Below are 18,887 nucleotides of genomic sequence, written 5' to 3' on the forward strand. Positions count from 1 at the left end.
TTTCGCGCCGCCCGTTTTCGGTGCGCCCCAAGCAGTTCGATGCGAAAACGCGGGCCCCTCTTGCGCGGCGCCCGCTAGGATGCGTACAGTGTGCTCATCAAGCGCACACTGTGCGCAGAACCGAGGGAGACATGATGAACGACGTTGCAACCGAACCGCGCCGATCGCTCGGCCGCCGCCTGATCGGCGGCCTCGGGCGTGGACTCGCTTGGGCCATCGCAGTCTTGACCGTACTGATCGGACTCGCGTTCTTCAGCGGCCCGATCCCGCTCGGCCCCGCCGAGGACACGGTCAGCGTGGTCGCGATGCTCGTGCCTTGGCTGACCGGCACGCTGGTCGTGTTCGGCCTCATCGGCATCGCCACGCTCGTCTACGCGTGGCGGGCTCGGCGCCGGGCTCTCGCGACCGCCGGAATTCTCGCGGGTCTCGCCGCCTCGCTCATGTGCGCCGTCCCATGGGCCGCCGCAAGCCGCGACGCCGACGTGTCCTGGGGCGAGTACTTCGCCGCCGCACCGGAAGCCACGCCGGACGCGACCGAGACCTACGCGACAGTGGACGGCCAGGACCTCCGAGTCGACGTCTACGAGCCCGCCGACGCCTCCGGCCCGGTGCCCGCGATCGTCTACGTCCACGGCGGCGGCTGGTCCGGCGGCTCGCGATCCGAAAGCGCCCCATGGCAGCAGTGGCTGGCCGATCAAGGCTATGCGGTCTTCTCGATCGACTACCGGCTCGCTCCTCCGCCGCGCTGGCAGGACGCGGTGGGCGACGTCAAGTGCGCACTCGGATGGGTGCGCGCCAACGCGACGGCGTACGGCGCCGATCCCGCCGCGGTCTCGCTCGTCGGCGACTCCGCGGGCGGGCACCTCTCGATGATGGCCGCCTACACCGTCGGCGACCCGGAGTTCACGCCCTCATGCGCCGTCGAGGAAGCGCCGGTGACCTCGGTGTCCGCCTGGTTCGCCCCCACCGACCTCACCACGCTCGCCGCCGAGTCGGACATGCCCGCCAGCGCCGAGGGCTACCTCACCCCGTTCCTCGGCGCGAGCCTGGACGAGGAAACCGGCCGTTACGAGACGACCTCGCCGCTGACCCATGTGGACGCCGAGGCGCCCCCGACGATGATCGTGCAGGGCGAGGCGGATCGGCTCGTGTCCCTCGGCCAGGGCGCGGCGCTCGCGGAAGCGCTCAGGGCGGTGGGTGTCCCGGTCACGGAGCTGGACCTGGCATGGTCGCATCACGGCTTCACGGGACAGTGGGGCTCATGGGGTTCGCAGGCGTTGCGACCAGCCGCGCTGGAATTCCTCGGTGAGTACTCGGCGTAGCGTTCGGAGGCGCCACCGCAAAGCCACGACTGCTCTTCGCGAGTCCCGACATGCGAGGTCGAAGGCAGGGTCGCGACTGGCGTCATTGCGGCGAGGGGCCGGACCGAAGCGGTGGTCCAGCGGTCCCGCAGATGTTCACCCTCCTCGCCGCCATCACCACCGTGGCAACCCCTCATTGTTCTGGCGACCGCGACCGCGGCCGAGTTCGAGAGAGCGGACCACTCATCAGCTGGGTACGGATCCAGCTCACCGGTTGCCGTCTTCGCAGATGAGCGATGGCGATCAGCGCGCGGCACCTCGAGGCCGACCCCCACGTTCTCGGCGGGGATCTTCAGGTCCACCTCGCGCGCGAGGAGTTCGTCCACCGTTCCCGACGCCGGGACGGCGAACACCTCCTTCTGCGCTTCGGCCCGGTCCCATTTAACGCTGGGTATGCCAACAAACTTCCGTCGAGCCGTTGACTACACGGCGTTCGGTCGAGGCTTCCACGATCCATCGCTCTTCTTCGACGCCGCGATCGTGTGCGTAGCTCGACTTCGAGAGTCCTTGCCACAGTGAGGAACTGGCCATGCGCCGGTGTCCCCAGAACCCGAGGAGGCCAAGCTCTGCAGACACCACTCCCCTTGGGAGGTTCGATACCGTGGCCAGCACTCCAGATACGACTGTGCGAGCGCCGGGAGGGTGCAACCGGAGCACACGAAACCCAAGGGTCACAGTAGACCGGAGCTCCCCCGCGCAGGGGACATCGCTTCCTCGCGCGAGGGAGCCCGCGGGAATGTCCCGAGCTAGAGTTGGTGCACCACCTTTTAAGAGGACGGACCTCATTGGATCTGCCAAGCGGTGGAAGCCTACGAGGATTCGTGCTCACCCCAGGAGGACATCAGTGAAACGCTTCACCAGCAGACTCGCAGGAGTCACAGGGACCGCGATGATGGTCATTGCCATGCTCGGCTTCTCCGCCGTGCAAGCCAACGCGCAAGATGCCGGGGCAGCTGGCGATATCAGCATCCAGAGCAGCTGCGAGCACTTTTGGCACTTCGCCGACGGCCGCACCGGCTCCACCACTGCCACCGACGTGAACATCCGCTCCGGCCCTCACAACACCAGCCCTTCCTGCACGATCCTCGGCCAGGCCCAACCGTCTCACTCGCTTCGATTCGACTGCTATACCGGCGGCACCGGCGGCACCTGGACGCACGTCTTCAACTACACCACAGGTGTCAGCGGCTGGATCAAGGACGAGTTCCTCACGGGCTACGGCGCTTTGAAATCCTGCTAGGCGGCAGCGTCATCCGCCTATTCGCCCGGGCTTCTCCAAGCCCGGGCACCGCTCGTCCAGAGGCGGAAAGTGCGGGCCTTACTTACCGGCCGCCCCTCGGTCGGGCCGAATTCGATGCTCCCCAAGAGGCTCAGGGCACGGACCCTGCGCTCGCTGCGAGTCCTATCGGCAGATTCCTCGAAGACGAGCACTGGAGCGTTCGGGCCCGTCCGGGCCCTAGCTGGTGTCGTGAATGCGTGACGTGCCGCTCAGCAACGACGATGCTCGCGAATAGTCACCAGTTCGTGAACCGTCGCGGCTGGACGCGCATGAGGTCACCGCGGTCGACGCGGACTTTATCCGCGGGCTGGCCGGATCGGACATCGGCGACGACTTCATGCTGGAGCTGCTGTCAGGCAAGGTCCTGAACGGCGCTGAGCTGCGCCGCTGGTTCGGATCTTCAATCGGATGAGTGAGGGCCCTGCCGTCGGAGTACCTCCACGTGCGTGGAGTTCGGTTCTGAGGCGGGTTCCGAGGAGTAGTTTCCGAGCCGACAGCGGCCCCGGACTCCGCTGGTACCAAGGAAGGACAAAGGACATGGCAACTGCATGGAATGACCTGGACGCGATCAAGGAGACGTTCGCGCAGCTGGCGGCTCCGCGCCGCCTGGCGATGGCCGCTGAACTTCTTGAGTGGACCGTGGGGAACTTCTGAACTCCGTTCAGCGACCTGGCCGTCAGTGACATCGTTTCGCGTTCAGCTGCCGCGGTCCGTGACGCGGTCGGCCGCGGCGCGCTGTGCTTCGACGACCTCAACGCTTTGTAGGCAGCGCCAGAGCATGAACATCGGCGTCGTTATAGAGGAGCACCTGCTGGTCCTGGTCGATCTGGGGTATGAGAAGTTCCGGGCGTTCCCCGCTGTGGTCATGGGGCACAAGAAGCGGCGGCAAGCTGACCGAGGACCAGAAGTCATGGACCTGGCTCATCGGCGCCAAGAGGGCCCTGGCCGAGAAAGCCAACGCCGACCTGAAGACGCGTTTCCGCTGCCTGCAGAAAGTCTCGCTCAACCCCTGGAGGATCGGGACCATCGCCCGCGCGTGCCTGGCGTTCTTCCGCATCGAGCACCCCCGCCGCCTCATCCTCATCAGAGTGCCGCGTGAGTAGCCCGAAGAAGCTCAGTGGAAGGTTACGTAGCCGTTGCCGTCGGCGTCATTGCGCGCCGGGTTGTAGGAGTGGGAATCCGCCCCCGCGCCCGACGGCTTGTACAGATAGATAGAGTCGCCGGTGTTGTTCCAGATGAAGTTGCAGTTGTCCCGGTAGACGACGTTGTTCCCGTCCGAATCGTTGCCGTTGCCGCCGCGAAGCCGAACGTAGTCACCGGGCTGGAGGTAGTGGTCGGCGGTGAACTTGAAGCTGTTGCCGACAGCGTCCTTGACCAGGTAGCCACGGAGATTGATCGTCGCAGTCGTGGAGTAGTTCTTGATGGTCAGGTACTCCTCGGAGGTGTTCCCTCCCACGCAGCGGTTGTCATCGCGGCCGGGCGCGTTGTACTGGATTCCGCGGATCTTGAGGGCCGACTGGTACTCGGCAGCGGAGGCCGGGGTCGCGGTGGCAGCGAGGGCGGCGACGACCAGGCCGACGGCTATAAGCGTCTTCTTAAGCACTAGAATGTCCTGATTGTTGCGAAGTCAAGGGATGGCTCGAATCGCACGTCGTGGGGATGTTCGAGCGACTGAAAACAAATGATAGCACTCATCGGAATTACAGTAGGGGAGCTCGCCTGCACCCCGTTTCCGCCTGTAGCGCCTCCATTCCCGCAGGTTGCCTATCGTAAGATGCGTTTCCGCTGCCTGCAGAAGGTCTCACTCGATCCCTGGAAGATCGGGATCTTCGCCCGCGCCTGCCTGGCCATCCAACGCATCGAGCGACCCCGACGACTCATCCTCACTCAGCACACATGATGCGTTGCCCGAAAAGGCTCAGTGCCACCATGGCCTCTGATCCGACCGGCCTCTCCCGCGCCCTCGGACCCGAGTCCGAACCAAGTCCGGCAGTCGCCGTCGAACCCGGTCACTGTGACCGGGGGACGCAACCGGGAACGCCAGTCGGCTGCTTCCATGCGGAACCTGCGGGAGGTCCGAGCGACACCGCCGTAGACCGCTTCGACGTCGATACCGTCGTCGCGGTAGCCGAGCCGTTCAGACACCCCGACCGACTTGCCGTTCGTTCTGAACGATCTGGAGCGGCAACTCCGGGCCTGCAGCCAGTCGAACGCGAACCCGAGAACGCCGGCGCGCGCTTCGGTGCCGTACCCGTTGCCCTGTTGTGCGAGGGTCAGCCACGAGATCGTGACGGCTTCGCGCGTCACCGGGAAGTGTTTGGAGTACAGGGTTTGGACACCAATGGGTTTCCCGTCGAGCCACACACCGAGTTCCAGGTGCCAGTTGTCGGCAGTCCACCGGGCGACTTCCCCAAGCTGGACCTGGACAACTCTTCTCGCGCGATCTTCAGGCGGTGCGCTCGACCATGACGACCGGGCCGACCCGATCGGGTTCTCGAACGGCTCCTCCCCCACTGCATGGATGGGTTCGCGCGCGCAGTCGGCGAGCAGCGGCAGCTCATCAGGGTGGGGAAGTCGCAGCGCGAGCCGAGCGGTGTTGATCCGGAGCCGGTAGAGCGGTATGACGTCACTGATGGGCATTCGCCCAGTGTCGAATGTACGGCGAGCCGCCGGCAACTGGTTATCCAGCGGGACAATCGAATCGGTGCCCCAAATGACTCCTGAAGGCGGCGTTCAACTCTTTGAGAGCTTCAAACTTGGTGGTTGCACCGGGCTGACACTATGTCTCGCACCCGATATATTCTCACAATATTGCAAGGAACTCCGCTCTCAGTGCTGCGGCTCTACAAAGGCGTCGCGCGGGGCCGCAGGCCTGCCCGAAGGACACGAAAAAGGCCCTGCTACCAGGGCCTCTAATCTGTGTGCGAGGGGGACTTGAACCCCACATCCAAATAGGAGACTAGCACCTCAAGAAAGAAACCGTATGCGATGACTTTGAGAGCACGAGTTCCTGATCATGCCAATAGTCAGGTCACCTTCGACGCCACGACTACCATCCGATCGCTGTCCAGGTTGAAGGCGGCCCCGCTCAGGGAAGCGGACACCTGCACGAGCCGTAGGCCGGCAGAGATCAGCATCTGTTCGATTTCTGAGGCGTTATACAGCCGTATGCGAAACTCACGCCTCTGAGATGATCCGTCTCGAAAGATGGTCATTGTGAGCCGCAACCAGCCCGAGGCCGGATCGAACTGCCGGACCTCACCGAGGTGTGAGCCGTCCGGGAGCAGCGTGAACCGCGACTGCCAGAAGTCCTTCGCCACCGCATCTCGGTTCGGAACCTGCAACAGCAGTCGGCCATCAGTGGCGAGAGCTGCCCGGATTGCCTTCAGTACCTCAAGGTCATCGTTCCGATGCTCAAGGTAGCCGAACGATTGGTAGAGCGACAGCACCGCGTCCAACTCAAGCCCCGCAGGAATATCACGCATATCAGCATGTATCCAGGTGACGTCCACACCGGCAGCCAATTGGTGCGCACGAGCGGCATCAAGCATCCTCTTGCTGAGGTCGAGACCCCGGACCTCGTGTCCGAACTCCGCTATGGCGATTGAGTGACGGCCCTGGCCGCAGCAGAGGTCGAGCACGCTCGAGCGCTCCCTGATTCCCAGCAGCGCGATCGCGTCACTAGCCTCCTTGCGGCTGCCTTCCGGAGAGTGGGCGAACTTGTCCAGATCCAGATAGAACTCGTCGAATGACGTCTCGTACCATGGTTTCTCCTTCATCGCGTCCACCTCTCGGTCCCGAATTCGACAGGCCTTGAAGGATGCCCGCGACGCGCACGGTCTTTGCATGGGAAACGAATTTCGAGATCCTCAGTCGGGCCATCGAACGAGTCCGTCAAGCAGTGTCCATGTGCGTCACCACCTTGGTTGAAAGCGGGTTGGTATGCGGCTCATGCATTGATCATGCGCTCCGGCGCTATCGTCTGTCTCGCGTACAAGCACACCTCCACACGGCCGGTTGCGCAGCATGGGGACCAGAATCCCATGGGCTTCCATCGAGACGCACGCGGCCGTCGAATCGGAAAGGACTGCCATGGTACTCGCCTTGCAGGAACTGGATCCCATCGAACTCACCGGTCCCATCGAACTCAACACCAGTACGAGCTCCTGCATCAGCAACAGCTGCAACAAGTAGCACGAAGCGTGGTGCCGTCGATCGGGTCGCGGTCCATCGTGTACCCGGATCGGCGGTGTCACCTCCGATCTCAAGTCCATCAACGGCGCGATCCCGTGGGAAGTGAATCGATGACACTCTTTGACGCGAAGCTGCTGCAGCTCTACACAAGCTCCTCGAAGCTGTGGTTCACCGACCCATCCTTGCAGCCCGTCTCGCCGAAGTACTTGGAGATCGTTCGCTCCCATGTCGGCCCGAGCGCGCGATTCGACCAGTCCGGCAACTGGACCATGGTCGACCAGGGCACAGGCGAAGGCGTCGAACAAGGGTGGAAGATCCACGTCTCCGCCTTGAACTCCAACGCCGAAGCAGTACTCGATCGAACCGTCGCCGCACTCGCCGAACTCAAGGTGGACTTCAAGTTCCTGTCGGACGAGGCGAGACTCGCGGACAGCAACAGCCGGCTCATGCCACGCGGCAACGGCTGCAAGTTCATCACGGTCTACCCCGTTTCGGAGCTGCAGTGCGGGCACCTGCTCGGAATCCTCTACGAAGCGCTCCGAGATTTCAAGGGGCCCAGGATCCTCTCCGACCGCCGATACCGCGACTGCGCGGTGCTCTACTATCGGTTCGGCGGTCATCGTCCACTTTGGCAAATGACCACGACCGGCGCGCCGATGGCCATGATCCGCAATCCGGAGAACGGCGAACTCGTTCCGGACATGCGGCTCCCTCACTGGTCGCCCCCGGAGTGGATCCGGTATGACCCGTTCGCGGCCGAAGAGCCCGCGGCGGTGCAAGGCATCGTGCTCGCCGACCGCTACCGGGTCGAGAGCGCCCTGCGCTTCACTAACATCGGCGGCATCTATCTGGGCACCGACCTCGAGACCGGGCGGCAGATCGTCGCCAAAGAGGCCCGCCCCGGCACGGACACGCTTCCGGACAGGGACATGGACGCCGTCAGCATCAGGCGGAACGAGTACTCGATGCTGAGCCGCCTGAAAGGCTCGAACGGGATCGTCGAGCCCATCGACTACTTCGTCCAGGACGAGCACGCCTTTCTCATCATCGAGTTCCTTGACGAGTCGGTCCACCTGCTGAGCTTCATCACCGGTAGGCACCCGCTCCTCACCCTGGACGGTGCCGACGCCTACGAGGACTACTTCCGAACCGCGGTCCACGTGTGGATCGAGGTGGCGACCACCATTGCACGCCTTCATGACGCCCGGGTCGTCCACGGCGACTTGAGCCTGTTGAACATCATGCTGGACTGGCGGACGGGCGACGACCTCCCCCACGTGACGCTCATCGACTTCGAATCGGCCGTCTGCCTCGACGAGCACGAGACCTCGTACTTGATCTCGACCGGTTTCACCCCGATGAATCAGCGTCAGGACCGATTGCCGAAGTTCGCGAACGACGTGTTCGCTCTGGGAACACTGATGCTCGCGTGCCTCTTCCCTTCGACCGAACCGGGCATCGCGGATCGAAGGCAGTTCCACAGGCTCATCGGCAACCTCAACGCCGACCTGCCACTTCCCGAAGGCCTCGCGGAACTCGTCACCGCCATGACGGACGAGGACCCGCTGCGGCGACCGCCCATTGAAGCGGTAGTCGCCCGCCTGAAGCAACTCAAGCCGAAGGCTCCAGAAGCGGTCGGGCCCGCGGGCCGGCTCGAGGCCGAAGCGTCGAAACTCGACCTCATGCGCCTTGTATCCGGCATCGGGTTCGCCTCGACGCTCGACAGGTCTGACCGCGCGTACGCCGGGGATCCGATGCTGTACAGCACCAACCCCCTGTCCGTCGCCTACGGTGTGGTCGGCGTGATGCGGGCTCTGGCCTACATGGGACAGACGGATCTCAGCGGTCCTCGATCGTGGCTGCTGCAGCGCCGCATTCACGCCGACGACCTGCCTCCGGGCCTGTACCTCGGAATGTCCGGGATCGCGTGGGCCTGCGACGAACTCGGTATGCGCGAGTACGCGCACGACGTGATGGCGCTCGCGAACGGCCACTCGCTCATCGGCGAGAGCAGCACCGTGTTCGACGGAGACGCCGGAGTCGTCTTCGCCAATCTGCACTTCTGGCACCGGAGTGGCGACACCACGTACTTGGAGACCGCCGCGCGACTGGCCGAACGAGTCCGCCAAGCGCTCGAGAGCTCGCAGTTCGACCGACCGGGGTTCGCCTTCGGCGCCAGCGGGTCCGCGCTCGCGCTGCTGTACGCCGGGACGGCCACCGGAGACGACAAGCTCGAGCTCGCCGGACTCAACCTCATCCGCGAGGTCATGTCCCACGCCCGCGCGATGGACGCGGGCTACCGCAGCATCCCTGAGACCCTGGATGTCAAGTACCGAGAGACCGTCAGCCCCTATTGGCTCTCCGGCTCCGCCGGCGTCGGCGGCGCGGCGCTCCGATTCTGGCTCCGTTTCCAGGAGGAGGACCTGCAGAGGTTCGTCGACGACCTGGTCGTCGACGCCTCCCGCAAATACACGATGATGCCCGGCTACCTGTCGGGCCTGTCAGGAATGGGGGACTTCCTGCTGGACGTCCACTCCTTCACCGGGAAGGACGAGGCGCTCCGGGGTGCTTGCCGCGTTGCCGAAGGCATCGCGATCTTCGCCCGGGAGGAGGACGGGCACCTCCTCTTCCCAGGGTCGCAGCTGCTGCGCCATTCAGCGGACTTCGCCACCGGCGCAGCGGGAATCGGCATGTTCCTCCACCGCCTCGAGGGGGTTCGAGCCGGCGGCGACCCCGGCCCTGTCCAGCTGCTTCCGGACCATCTGCCGCAGCGTGCGAAGCCGCGTCCGACTCCAGGCGAACGCCTGTGAGCTCCGCCGGGCCCGACCGGCCGACCGCCCTGTCCGCCTGGCAGGTATTGAAGATCCCCGACTACCGGGCGATCTGGCTGGCGGACCTCGTGAGCGGGATCGGCTCCGGCGCGACCGGGCTCGCAATGCTGCTCATGCTGACGGACTGGTCCGACGACCCCGGCATCATCGCCGTCTTCACCATCGCCAGCACCGTTCCGATGATCCTGGTGGGCCCGTTCGCCGGGGTCCTGGTGGACCGCTGGAACCGGATGGCGATCGTGGTGGTCGGCCGTCTGATCCAGGCGGTGCTCGTGCTGTCGCTGATGTTCATGGAGCCCGATCTCCTCTGGCTCGCGGCACTGGTCATCGCCGCGCAGTTCACCGTGTCCACGTTCACCGCCCCCGCAGCCGGTGCGATCTTCGGGCTCGTGATCCCGAACCACGGCCGCGCAGGTGCGTCGGGCCTGGGCGGAGCGACGGGGTTCGTGGTCGGCACGATCGGGGCGGGAGTCGCCTCGACCATGTACGCCACCGACATGCTCGACGCCGTGTTCGTCCTGGACGCGGTCACCTTCATCGCCGCGGCACTGCTGTACCTGCGAATCCGCCGCAACCCCGCGGTGGGCAAGCCCCCAGTAGCGGCCACCAGGCCGGCGTTCAAGGAGGACCTGACCGAAGGGATGGTGTTCTTGTCGCGGAACTCGGCCATGCGGTACCTGCTGTTCGGTTTTGCCAGCATCTCGATCGCGACGGCGGCGATCAACGTCCTCTACGTGCCACTGGCCGTGGACGAACTGCACGCCGACGGATTCGGGATCTTCGCCGTGCAGGCCACCGCGGGTCTCGGCACCGTGGTCGTCGGTCTGCTCGCCGGCCATCTCTCACGGGTGCTCAGCGACCTGGCCTGGTTCAGGATCGGCATCCTCGCCTTCGCCCTCCTCGGAATCGGATACGGCCTCTCGCCCAGCCTCTGGCACCTGGTCGCCCTGCATTTCCTCTTCAACTGCGTCGGCGTCAGGCTCTCCGCCAGCATCGAGTCGCTATTCCTGGCGATCACTCCGAACCACCAGCTCGGACGGGTCGGCTCGGCGGTCAACGCCGTCGAACGCGGGTTGTACGTGGCGCTCAACGCCGGTGTTGCCGCCTTGACCGGACTGATCGAGGTCCGCACCGTCCTCATCGTCTACGGCGTCGTCGCGGCAGTGGTCGCGGTCGTCGCCGGGTCCCTCCTGACCTCAGCGCGATTGGCGAGCACGGCAGTGGTGGACGACGACGAGGAGCCGCAACCGCAACCCGCCGAGCGCGAAGCCGCTTGAGCTCCGGGCGAACCTGACTCAGGTCAGCTGGCGCTCGTCGAATCGCCGCCTTAGCAGCATCTTCGCCACCTCGCCCTCCGCGTTCCTCGGCAGCTCGCCGACGAATTGGAAGTGCCGCGGCACCTGGTTCGGCCGCAGCCTTGCGAGGAGGAAGTGCAGCAGGTCATCCTCGTCGACCGCCGAGTCGACCACGACCGCAGCGACGACCTCCTCACCCACGCGGGGATCGGGGACGCCGTAGACAGCCGCCTCCGTCACCTGCGTGTGCTCGGACAGGACCGTTTCGACCTCGGCCACCGAAACCGAGGTGAAACCGCGGTAGATCACCGCCCGCCAGCGGTCAAGCAGATGCAGCCGTCCCTCGTCGTCGACGTAGCCCCGATCGCCGGTGCGAATCCAGCCGTTGGTGAACCCCTTGCGGTCGTCCGTCGTCCTACCGACGTATCTCCGTGCCGGACGCGCGGGGAACAGCCAGACCTCGCCGACCTGGTTCGGCAGTAGGGCCGAGCCGTCCGCCCCGGTCACCCGAATCTCGCTGCCCGTCGTCGGCGTGCCCACAGCGTCGGGACGACTGCCGTCGTAGACCATCATCGCGCCCTCTGGCCAGGTCTCGGTCTGCGTGTAGAGGTTCAGTATCTTCGCCTTCGGCACGACGGCCTGGAAGCGGGCGATCGCGTCCGCAGTCGGCGGGCTGCCGGAGACGAAGATCGTGCGCAGTCGATCGAGTCCGCCGGGCGGCCGGCATTCGTCGGCGTTCAGGCGGGTGATCCCTCTGGCGTACAAGGAGGCCACGCGGACCTGGTGCCTCACGGCGAGATCGAGGAAGTCCGGGACGTTGAAGTGGGGCTGCCAGACGATCGTCCAGCCGCGGCACATCGCGTCGATGAGCATGCCGAGCGCGTCCCGCGGACTGACCGCGCAGAGGTAGTCGGTCTTCCGGCGAGCCTCCCAGATGCACTTGCCCCACAACAGGTTATCGCTGCTGCAGGAGACCCATTTCGGTTCCCCGGTGGAGCCGGACGTGTGCAGCACGAGGGCCGCGTCGGCCGGCAGCACGTCGGACGATGCCGTGGGCGGGTGCTCCAGTGGTTCCATGCGGACTTCGAGCGGGCACTCGCCTGAGACCTCGTCCGTCGAACGTTCAAGGCGATGGATGACGGCGACAGGACGGACGGTCTCGATGCCCCGCCTGAGCGCGCTCGGCTCAAGACCCGTGGCCAGCATCGGCACGGCACCGCTCAGGGCGACGCCGATCCACGCCACGGCGATCTCACCGAGTCGTTCCTCGCTCAAGGCGATGGCCACGGCGCGCCCCGGTGGAACCCCGCGGCCCCGCAGGTCGGCCGCGAGTCTCGTCGCCTCGCTCCACCATCTCCCGTAGGTCATTGCGCTGCCGTCGAACTCGCTCACGGCTCGGAGCTCCGGATCCCTTGCCGCCCGCTCCTCGAGCAGGCCGGGAATCGTCAGCGGTGTTTTCATGCCGGCTCCTTCAAACGCGGTTCGACGCCTTCCCAGGCCGGGACCAGGCAGTCTCCGACGGGCGAGGACGCTTCGCCCCATCGGATCGGAAGGTCGGCGGCCCGTGGAGATCCTCGGTCGAGCCAGTCGGCGTACTCCTGCTCCATGGTTCCGATGCCGTCGCCGCTTCCGGCGACCTCGCGCCGCGCCAGGCGATATCGGGCCCAATGGTCACCCCCGCCGTTCTCGAGCCACATGACCTCTGGTCCGGCCTTGGGCCACAGGAAGGCGGCGTGCCCGCGCCAGAGTAGCCATGCCCAGAAGTCGACGACACGACCGGCGGGACCCTCCGTCCATGATCGTGTGGACGTCGCAGCGCCCTGACGCGCCACTCGGTCCACGACGGCTGTCAGACTTCCTGCCACGGGCGTCTCATGCTGGACGAGGATCTTGACGAGTCCGACACTGAAGGAGTCCGATCCACGCCTGACCTCCGCGCCCACTTGCAGGTCCGGTCTGTCGAATATGCACAGCGCGCGACCTTCCGGAGCGAGGGACTCGCAGAGTCGCATCGGCAGCATCGCGATGGAGGGCCAGACGACGATTCGGTCGAAGTCGCGGCGACCAGGTTCGAGCGCCAGGCCGTCGCCGCAGCGGCGGTCGATTTCGGTGACGCTCGCGGTCGAGAGAGCCGTTGCCGCTCTCTCGACCCGAGTCGCGTCGAGCTCGATGGTCGTCAGCCGGCCGCTGGCACCGATGCAGTGCGCGATCAAGGCGCTGGCATAACCCGACCCTGTGCCGATTTCCAGCACCCTCATGCCGGACCGGAGGTCCAACAGGTCGATCATCCCGATTCGGGTCGCCCGCGGCGTCGGGATCAGACCTGACGAGCCGTCGATGCCGTCGGACCCGAAACGGCACGGGTGCACCGACTCGACGGCCGCTCGGGTGCTTCTCCTCACCGCCGCCCCGGCTCCGTGCAGCGCAGCGAGATAGCGGTCGCGGTAGCAGTCTTCGTGGGCCATGGTCGGTGTCGACTCCATTCAGTTCACCGATGTGAGCGAAATCTGGAGGTCCTCGGGTCGGTGGAAGATCCGTGCCGCGACTCGCTCCTCAGGCACGACGTGCAATCGGGGCACCGCCGATCGCCCGTCACGGCTTGATCGGGGTGATCGGCGATGCCCCTCAGATCTCCCTGAATCCACTTCTACTTGGAAGTGCAGCTGCCGAGGGCGCAGGAGGTCGAACTGAAGTTGAGCTCGATCGGGCCGGTAACGTCCACCGGTTCCAGCTCTTGCAAAGCGAGAATCATGGCTTTTCCTTTCCTGTCGTGATGCGAAGCGACGCCTTCGAGCGGCAGTCGGTCATTCGCCCTTGCAGCAGACAACGCTTTTGCATGCCACCGTCATCGACCGTAATCAGCTCGCGTACAGGCAACGCATCACTCGCATACCGTGCAGTTCAGCACCGGCAGACCTCGTTGTGGATCAATGCGCGGACGCGACTCGCATCCCGATTGAGCGCGGCATACTGCAGCGAAGCGATTGATTCGGGCATGCCCACCCCGAGTTCGTCGAAGTACATCATGCAGCGCTTGATCGATGCGAGCGCTCCCTCGAGATCACCGACGAGGAATTGAGCGGCGGCGTGGAGCAGCCGAAGTCGTTCCCGGTGGGGCGCTTGGGACACGGCGATGCTGAGCTCGGGAAGCCGAGCGGTGATCTCCGCTCCTTCCAGCAATGACGCCGAAAACAGCGTTTCCAAAAGGGATTCGTGCTGCAGGACCAGGGCGGTCTCGTGCGTCGAGACCGTGGGAGTCGAGGGCAGATCCGTGCTGAAACCGCCGGACCACAGCGCCTCGGCCTGCAGGCAGTACCGGGTTGCCATGGGCCAATCGGCGGACTTGAAGCGCCGGTGCGCCTGGCTGCACAGGTGCTCGAACTCGATCACGTCGACCTGGCCGGGGTCGATTGCCAGCCGGTATCCTCCGCCGCTTCCTCCTCGTGCCCCGCGCTGCGTGGTGAGCAGGCCGGACGTGCCGGGTATGACCTTCTCGAGGTCGGTGCGGAGCCCTGAGACGGCCGATCGAAGGTTGGGAAGAGCGGACGCCGGCGCGTCCACCCAGCACCAGTGCTTCATGGCTTCGAACGTGACCAGCTTGCCGGCGTTCAAGGACAGGGCGGCGAGGACGCCTCTCCTGATGTGGTGGGAAGGGGTGTGCGTGATGCGTCCGTCACTGATCGCGACGCTGTCGAGCAAACGGATGCGAATGTTCAAAGGGGTCTCCTTGCCGACTTGAGGCGCAAGTGCTCCTGGGAAGGGGGATCGGTCGGGACGAGTCTGGTCTCTCGCAGGTTGCATCGGTCTCAAAGCGACGCCTCTCGCCGCATGCGCTTCGCGAGTGAGGCCATGGAGCCGAGACCGAGGAAATCTCCTGGGTCGAGGCCGGTGTATCCGCTGTTGCGCAGCAGTTCCATCATCCCCGCGATCATCAGGTAGCTGCCCCCGAGTGCACTGTACGACCTCGTCGGATCCACATTCGACGATTTATTGCACTCGGTGAAGACCTGCTTCAGGACCTCGAAGCGCTCGTCGACGAAGACTCGTGCCGGGTAGTCGTCGATGGGACTGAACTGGTCGATCACGGGGCTCGCCTGCCAGGAGGCTGCACGATGCGCGGACTCCGGCTGTTCGGAAGTAAGGACGTAGAGCGCGGGGATCTTGACGAGCGGATCGTGGGAGGACTCGACCAGCAGCCGTTCGTGGATCTCAGTGAGATCCACTTCGACGCCCGCGACATAGGCGACGAGGCCATCGGTTCCGCTCACGATGACCATCGCCGCAACGACACCCTCGCAGCGTTCGATGAGCGCTTCGATGCGGTTCGCGGAGAACCGCGAGGCGCCGAACTCGAGCCACCTGGTCTCCGGCGATCCAGCCCACGCATCCGAACAGTCCCCAGAGCGCTGGACCGGACGATCCAACCCGTTCGCCGCCCGTTGAATGAAGTCGACGAGTTGCCGCAGTATCTCGATGGTGTCCGTCTCGGAGAACACTGCCGCATCCGAGTTCACGTTCAGACTGGTCGCGTTTCGGTAAGGCGAGATGTTGAACCAGAGATGATCGGTGCGGGCCTCTCCTACCCCGGGATAGATGTCCTGCCCCTCATGGGGCCACACGATCGCGACGTTGCTCAAGTAGTCGAGGTACTCGATGAGCACAGGACTGGCCAGGGTCGACCCTGCGGTCTCACTGGCCCTTGCGTTGTCCATCATGCAGGCGCCGATGTCGCGATTCGCGAAGAAGTACGCATTGATCAGCGAGCTGTGGGTCCGCTTGAGGACTGAGCGGTAGGTGTCGTCGGGAGCGAGTTCGAACCGGCAGTCCACGGTCGAAGCGAGTCGGCCGACGTAATCGCGGACCTTCTTGTTCCACCGGTTCGCGACCGCGGTCGTGAACAGGAACCGAGGGGTTCGCGTCCAGTCGCTCACCACCTTGCAGACCGCTGCGTGGAATACCGAGGGAGTCGAGACGGCGCAGCGATCCGCGACCGAGGTGGCCGCTTCCATGATCGTCTTGTCCAGCAAGGTGACGGACCTGGTGTTGCCTGAGCCGTACTTCCAGCTCAGCGAGGGCAGAAAGTTCCGAGGAGCGTCTTCCCTGAGCTCCCGGAAGTACTGGACCGCGCGCTCTCCTCGAACTGCGGCCCTGAAGTCCGAAGCGAGTTCCGAGGTGGCGACGTCGATGGGCTGGAGCCTGTCGGCCGCGATGACCGGACGCGATCTCCCGCCGGAGAACAGGAAGACCTCCACCTCCCGGCCGATCATCGCCATGGAGGTCCCGTCGAGGTCTACCTGGTTGGCGACCAGCATGGCCGCCAGCACCGTGGCCCCGTCGACAGTCGCCTGGCACCGGAAGCCGGGCCGATCGAACATGCTCACCGGCTGCACCGCGTCAGGCGGGCCGATCGTGACCTCGGGCCGGTAGGCGGCGAGCACCGACTGCCTCGGAGCCTCGCTTCCAGGACGCTCGTAGAAGGTTCGCAAGGCCTCATGTCGCTCGGCGCTTGCCGAAAGCGCCGCTTCGAGGTTCGCGATCGAGGTTCCGTCCGGCAGCCGGATCCTCTGCGAGATCCGCGGCTCCGCGCCCCAATCCTCCATGAAGTAAGGATCGTTGTAGAACCAGAACATGTGCTGCGCCCAGGTGAGAGGTCCCGTGCGAGTTACCTGCATCTTTACCTTTCCTCGCTGCCCCGGGGTCCGGGGCCCGAAAGTTTCGAGATTTTCCCGGTAATTTTCGAGCCTAGCAGCTTGAGTAGTGAAGTCAAGATTCCTTTAGTGACCTAAGTGGTAATTGCACCGCCCACTTGGCCACTCTCGCCACTCTGGAATCATTGGTTCATCCATTTCGCTGCATCGTGCGTTGAAAATGCGAGGTTCATACTCTCCGTCTTTACCTTCGGGTTCCACGTGAGCACGACGACCCTAGGTGGGGAAGGCGCAGTTTCCGGAGGCCTCCCCATCCTGGCGACCGTGAAGGGAACCTGTGAATGACTGAAGCATCCGCCGCACCCGCCTTGGAACTCGTATTGCCCCGGTTGATCCAGCAGTGCGTGGAGATCCTGGAGATCGATGGCCTTGAGGCCGACGCGAACTTCTTCGACTTCGGAGGGGACTCCCTGGCGGTCGTCGAGTTGCTGGGCGCGATCCATGACGAATGGGGCGTGGAACTGGCCGTCGACCAACTCCTGTCGGCTTCGGACCTGACCGCGGTCGCGATCATTGTGACGAACGCATTGGCCCATGCTCGACCTGCTTGACGGGAGCGGCCAACCTACGTCGCTCATGGACCGGGTGGCCCTTCATGCCGACGTTGATCCCTCAAAGACCGCGATGCGGTGGGTCTCTGGGAAAGACGGGCATGCCGAGACGCTGGATTACGGAGGGATGCACCGGGCCGCGCTGATCCTGGCGGCGCAGATCGAGGGCAGCGTCGTCGATGTGCCGGTCGGTATCGCCTGCGCCTCACCGCTGAATGCGGCGGTCGGAGTCCTGGCTTGCCTTGCTTCCGGCCTGGCCTGCGAAGTGCTGCCGTCCCCAGCGGAGGTGCGCGGGACCGATACTTTCTCATCCGATCCGCAGCGCGCCTGCAGCACCGACCAGGTCCTGAGCGACCGCGTGATCGGCGGCGCCGGCTGGCGTCAGGTCGCTTTCGGCAAGAGCGAGTTCAACCTCTTCGCCCGGCCCAAGAAGACCCCGTCGTTCGCGCGATCGCTGACCGACATCGCGTTCATCCAATCGACGTCGGGCACGACCGGGAATCCCAAGACCGTCTTGGTCTCACACCGAAACATCGAGGCGGCCTGCGAACAGGCGGCCGAGGCGTACGGGCTGACTGCGGAGGACCGGTTCGTCTCGTGGACCCCGATGCACTACAGCATGGGCATAGTGAACGCTCTGCTCCTGCCGCTCACGCTGGGGGCCACCTCCACGCTCGTAGCCTCCCGAGGTTTCGCAGAGGACCCGATGGCCTGGCTCCGCGCCGTCCAGCGGTACCGCGGCACCTATTCCTCCGCGCCGGAATTCGGCTACTCGCGCTGCGTCGACCGGATCGGGCCGGAGCTCGCGGCCGGACTGGACTTGAGCTCCTGGCGGGTGGCGAGGGTCGCTGCGGGGCCCTTGTGGAGTGAGGTGCTCGACGGCTTCGTCGAACGCTTCGGTCCGTCGGGCTTTCGCGCGGAGGCGTTCTGCCCCTCCTACGGATTGACCGAGGCCACCCTCTTCGTCTCCGGCACGAGGCCGGGCGAGCCTTATCCCCCGCGGGCGGCTCTCAGTTCCTGGTCGCAGAACGAGGTGGTCGCCGCAGGTCGGCCGATGCCGGGAACCTCGATCACCATCGTCGATCCAGAGACCGGCAGTACGTGCGCACCGGGCGCGGTCGGCGAGATACGGGTGTCGGGGCCGCAAGTGGCGATGGTCGTCGGTGAGGACGAGAGCAACCGGTCCGCTCAGGAGCGTTCGGCTGCGGCTGCCGTTTCTCTCGTCACCGGAGACCTCGGCGTGTTCGAGGACGGCATGCTGTGGGTCGTCGGCCGGCGGCGGGACATCGTCAAGATCCGAGGCGTGACCCACTCGCTGTCGTCGATCGACCATGAGATCGCAAAGGCGGCGGCAGAACTCGGTGTCCGGCGGTGGTGCGCACTCGCCGGTGGCGGGCTGAGGTCCGAGCAGCTCTGGGTCGCCGCGGAGCCCGGGGACGACTTGGCTCCTGACGAGGTCGTCCGGAGAATCGCCAGGTTCATTCCGGCTGTGACCGGCGTTCGCGCCCACCGGATCGTGCTGGTCGGGCCCGGCGAGCTCCCTGTGACCGACAGCGGTAAGCCTCGGCGGTCCGAGTGCGTGCGTCAGCTGCTCGCCGATTCCATGACCACCCTGTGTTCGTGGCCGGAAAGCCGCGCACGGGTCGAGCGCTAATCGGCTGCGGCGAA

The 18,887-nt window shown here is 65.2% G+C and carries 15 protein-coding genes; 7 read left to right on the forward strand and 8 right to left on the reverse strand.

The features are described from left to right. The first annotated feature begins 134 nt into the window (after nt 1–134). From QWI33_RS25830 to QWI33_RS25840, 3 genes are all read left to right on the forward strand, one after another. Nucleotides 135–1,322: an alpha/beta hydrolase gene (locus tag QWI33_RS25830; protein ID WP_289959728.1), complete on the forward strand. Its 1,188-nt coding sequence runs from the start codon at nt 135–137 to the stop codon at nt 1,320–1,322. An 883-nt stretch (nt 1,323–2,205) separates the two neighbouring features. Then, nucleotides 2,206–2,601, forward strand: coding sequence for a hypothetical protein (locus tag QWI33_RS25835; protein WP_289959729.1), 396 nt, complete (start codon nt 2,206–2,208; stop codon nt 2,599–2,601). A gap of 872 nt (nt 2,602–3,473) precedes the next feature. Then, nucleotides 3,474–3,743 carry a transposase family protein gene (locus QWI33_RS25840; RefSeq protein WP_353895555.1) on the forward strand — a complete coding sequence of 90 codons (270 nt, stop codon included), beginning with the start codon at nt 3,474–3,476 and terminating at the stop codon, nt 3,741–3,743. 11 nt (nt 3,744–3,754) lie between these two features. Here QWI33_RS25840 and QWI33_RS25845 read toward each other — a convergent pair whose 3' ends face one another. From QWI33_RS25845 to QWI33_RS25855, 3 genes are all read right to left on the reverse strand, one after another. After that, nucleotides 3,755–4,243, reverse strand: coding sequence for a lamin tail domain-containing protein (locus QWI33_RS25845; protein ID WP_289959730.1), 489 nt, complete (start codon nt 4,241–4,243; stop codon nt 3,755–3,757). A 284-nt stretch (nt 4,244–4,527) separates the two neighbouring features. Beyond that, nucleotides 4,528–5,280 carry a GNAT family N-acetyltransferase gene (locus tag QWI33_RS25850; protein ID WP_289959731.1) on the reverse strand — a complete coding sequence of 251 codons (753 nt, stop codon included), beginning with the start codon at nt 5,278–5,280 and terminating at the stop codon, nt 4,528–4,530. A gap of 386 nt (nt 5,281–5,666) precedes the next feature. Continuing rightward, nucleotides 5,667–6,419: a class I SAM-dependent methyltransferase gene (locus QWI33_RS25855; protein ID WP_289959732.1), complete on the reverse strand. Its 753-nt coding sequence runs from the start codon at nt 6,417–6,419 to the stop codon at nt 5,667–5,669. A gap of 525 nt (nt 6,420–6,944) precedes the next feature. On the opposite strand from QWI33_RS25855, the gene lanKC reads away from it, so the two are divergent. Both lanKC and QWI33_RS25865 read left to right on the forward strand, forming a co-directional pair. Then, the gene (gene lanKC / locus QWI33_RS25860; RefSeq protein WP_289959733.1) at nt 6,945–9,644 is read left to right on the forward strand and encodes a class III lanthionine synthetase LanKC; all 2,700 of its coding nucleotides are present in this window, start codon (nt 6,945–6,947) and stop codon (nt 9,642–9,644) included. After that, the gene (locus tag QWI33_RS25865; RefSeq protein WP_289959734.1) at nt 9,641–10,942 is read left to right on the forward strand and encodes an MFS transporter; all 1,302 of its coding nucleotides are present in this window, start codon (nt 9,641–9,643) and stop codon (nt 10,940–10,942) included. The genes lanKC and QWI33_RS25865 overlap by 4 nt, the downstream gene beginning before the upstream one ends. A gap of 18 nt (nt 10,943–10,960) precedes the next feature. Here the strand turns inward: QWI33_RS25865 and QWI33_RS25870 are convergent, their stop codons facing one another. The 5 genes from QWI33_RS25870 to QWI33_RS25885 form a co-directional block, all read right to left on the reverse strand. Continuing rightward, nucleotides 10,961–12,421: a class I adenylate-forming enzyme family protein gene (locus QWI33_RS25870; protein WP_289959735.1), complete on the reverse strand. Its 1,461-nt coding sequence runs from the start codon at nt 12,419–12,421 to the stop codon at nt 10,961–10,963. Continuing rightward, the gene (locus tag QWI33_RS25875) at nt 12,418–13,425 is read right to left on the reverse strand and encodes a protein-L-isoaspartate O-methyltransferase family protein (protein WP_289959736.1); all 1,008 of its coding nucleotides are present in this window, start codon (nt 13,423–13,425) and stop codon (nt 12,418–12,420) included. Before QWI33_RS25875 ends, QWI33_RS25870 begins: the two co-directional genes overlap by 4 nt. Nucleotides 13,426–13,607: 182 nt before the next feature. Then, nucleotides 13,608–13,712, reverse strand: a complete 105-nt coding sequence (locus QWI33_RS29520) for a class III lanthipeptide (RefSeq protein WP_353895556.1) — start codon at nt 13,710–13,712, stop codon at nt 13,608–13,610. A gap of 149 nt (nt 13,713–13,861) precedes the next feature. After that, nucleotides 13,862–14,677: an AfsR/SARP family transcriptional regulator gene (locus QWI33_RS25880; RefSeq protein ID WP_289959737.1), complete on the reverse strand. Its 816-nt coding sequence runs from the start codon at nt 14,675–14,677 to the stop codon at nt 13,862–13,864. Nucleotides 14,678–14,766: 89 nt separating this feature from the next. Further along, on the reverse strand, nt 14,767–16,590 hold the full coding sequence (locus QWI33_RS25885) for a condensation domain-containing protein (protein WP_289959738.1): 1,824 nt from the start codon (nt 16,588–16,590) through the stop codon (nt 14,767–14,769). Nucleotides 16,591–16,949: 359 nt separating this feature from the next. On the opposite strand from QWI33_RS25885, the gene QWI33_RS25890 reads away from it, so the two are divergent. After that, nucleotides 16,950–17,219 carry an acyl carrier protein gene (locus QWI33_RS25890; RefSeq protein ID WP_289959739.1) on the forward strand — a complete coding sequence of 90 codons (270 nt, stop codon included), beginning with the start codon at nt 16,950–16,952 and terminating at the stop codon, nt 17,217–17,219. After that, a complete protein-coding gene (locus QWI33_RS25895; protein ID WP_289959740.1) occupies nt 17,203–18,873 on the forward strand; it encodes an AMP-binding protein in 1,671 nt (556 codons plus the stop codon). The genes QWI33_RS25890 and QWI33_RS25895 overlap by 17 nt, the downstream gene beginning before the upstream one ends. Nucleotides 18,874–18,887 lie beyond the last annotated feature (14 nt).

The sequence above is a fragment of the Glycomyces tritici genome (genome assembly GCF_030403505.1).